The organism is Flavobacterium sp. (genome assembly GCF_049590715.1).
In the GTDB taxonomy this organism is placed as follows: Bacteria; Bacteroidota; Bacteroidia; order Flavobacteriales; family Flavobacteriaceae; genus Flavobacterium.
Map to the genome: position 1 here is coordinate 1 of NZ_JBAWDL010000297.1, position 1,930 is coordinate 1,930.

General features: G+C 34.2%; 2 protein-coding genes and 1 CRISPR repeat array. Both genes read right to left on the bottom strand.

Features of this window, described 5'->3' with window-relative positions:
* The first annotated feature begins 32 nt into the window (after positions 1-32).
* A CRISPR array of direct repeats spans positions 33-458; the repeat unit is 46 nt; unit sequence GTTGTGAATTGCTTTCAAAATTGTATTTTTACTTATAATTCCCAAC.
* Positions 459-573: 115 nt separating this feature from the next.
* Positions 574-921 carry a CRISPR-associated endonuclease Cas2 gene (gene cas2, locus WBQ70_RS13030; protein ID WP_423914955.1) on the bottom strand — a complete coding sequence of 116 codons (348 nt, stop codon included), beginning with the start codon at positions 919-921 and terminating at the stop codon, positions 574-576.
* Positions 914-1,810 (bottom strand): type II CRISPR-associated endonuclease Cas1, encoded by an 897-nt coding sequence (gene cas1 / locus WBQ70_RS13035; RefSeq protein WP_423914957.1) that lies wholly within the window; start codon positions 1,808-1,810, stop codon positions 914-916. The genes cas2 and cas1 overlap by 8 nt, the downstream gene beginning before the upstream one ends.
* Positions 1,811-1,930: the final 120 nt, after the last annotated feature.

Consider the following 1,930-nt stretch of genomic DNA (forward strand, 5'->3'; position numbering starts at 1 on the left):
ACAGATGCTACTGCAAGTGTAAAAGGGATTTTGTTGTGAATTGCTTTCAAAATTGTATTTTTACTTATAATTCCCAACAATCAAAAGGTGGACGTCTTTATCATTGCAGTTGTGAATTGCTTTCAAAATTGTATTTTTACTTATAATTCCCAACATAACGGAAGAAACATACAACGACAACATGGTTGTGAATTGCTTTCAAAATTGTATTTTTACTTATAATTCCCAACTTGTAAGGTAGAAATCGTTGAACAGACAAGGTTGTGAATTGCTTTCAAAATTGTATTTTTACTTATAATTCCCAACTATGACTGCTGAATCTTACCAGGCAGGGGAGTTGTGAATTGCTTTCAAAATTGTATTTTTACTTATAATTCCCAACAATACCTTATTCAGTAACTATGGAATCATGGTTGTGAATTGCTTTCAAAATTGTATTTTTACTTATAATTCCCAACATACCGCTATTTAATCGTTTGATATGTTGTGAGTTATGGGTTTGTTTAGAAAGTGAAAATTGGGTGTTAAATATAGTTCAACTTCAGTTAGTTGCGGATTTTTGGATTCCTATTCTTAAAAAAGTTCCAGTTGTTGCGAAGGTTTATCTGGTTCTACAGCTTTTTTTCCATAAAAAAGTTCCATCATTCCAAACTGTTTATCGGTTATTTGCATAACGCCAATTTTTCCATGCTCTGGCAAACTATTCCTAATTCTTTTAGTGTGCACTTCTGCATTTTCTCTACTGGCACAAAAGGGCATATAGATGGAAAATTGAAACATAGAAAAACCATCGTCCAATAATTTCTTTCGAAAACCACTGGCAATCTTGCGCTCTTTCCGTGTTTCGGTGGGCAGATCAAAAAATACTAATATCCACAAACTTCTATATTGATTTAATCGTGTGTAATGTTCATCATACATAAGCAGGATATAAAATTTTCCGTGCTGTTCCTTCAAAACATTCGTGTAAGGAATGTGTTGTTCTACTCATTGCTACCATCAACGGCCTGTTTTTTCCATCTATAAATACATCAATTGTAGCAATGCTTAACAATTGTTTTTTAATTTCAATTGTCGATTCGTCATAGCTGTCTTCAGTTTCCATAATATGGCACACAATCAAATCGACATAAGGGCGATAGGGTTCCATGATGTCATCGGCAAGACAATAGGCATTGTATTTGTTTCTGTGAAAAATACCTAAGGTGGGCAACATTCCAGAACTGACAATAGCTCTCGCCGTTATGGCTCGCAAAATGGAATAACCATAATTTAATAGATTGTTTGGAGGTATTCCTTTTTGTCCTCTTGTGAAATTTTCTATAGTGATGAGGTTTTGCCAATAAAAAACGGCTGCTCTAGATTCGTGATTAAGGGCATCTCCAGAAGTAACTTCTTTTGCCCAAATTTCCATTTTACGACATGGAATACCCTTTTCTTTCAATAAACCTGCTTGGTTCATAATTTTGGCACTAATGGTTTGTTGCCATAAATTTTTTTTGAGAGGAACAGATGCATTGATTTGGTTTTTGAAGCGTTCCGTTTGTTCTGTATGTCCGTTCAGGGGCATTAATAATCCAATGGGCAAATGGTATTGATCACAATTAATTAAAGCGACATTGTTATTGGTTAGTTTTTCAAGCAAACCATTGGTAATGGTGATTTGTTGGTTTTCTAGAACAATCACACCAATATCCTCAATAGCGACAGTTTTAGTTTCTTGTTCTTTGTCAGGATAGGAGATGACAATTTGCTCGTTTTTAGTACTTAAATAAGCGGGGTTACCGAAGAAAAGGGTTCGTTTTATCATTTTTTTGATGTTTTAAATTCACAATCGTATTTTAATGATTCGCAAAATGTTTTGGCTAAAGCCAATTGGGATTGTTTTATATTGATGAATGGGCTAAAGCTCAATCCTATTGCTGTTGGT

Bases quoted from the DNA above. Each gene is read 5' to 3' on its own strand.
- cas2 (WP_423914955.1), bottom strand. From the start codon at position 921: ATGTATGATGAACATTACACACGATTAAATCAATATAGAAGTTTGTGG.
- cas1 (WP_423914957.1), bottom strand. From the start codon at position 1,810: ATGATAAAACGAACCCTTTTCTTCGGTAACCCCGCTTATTTAAGTACT.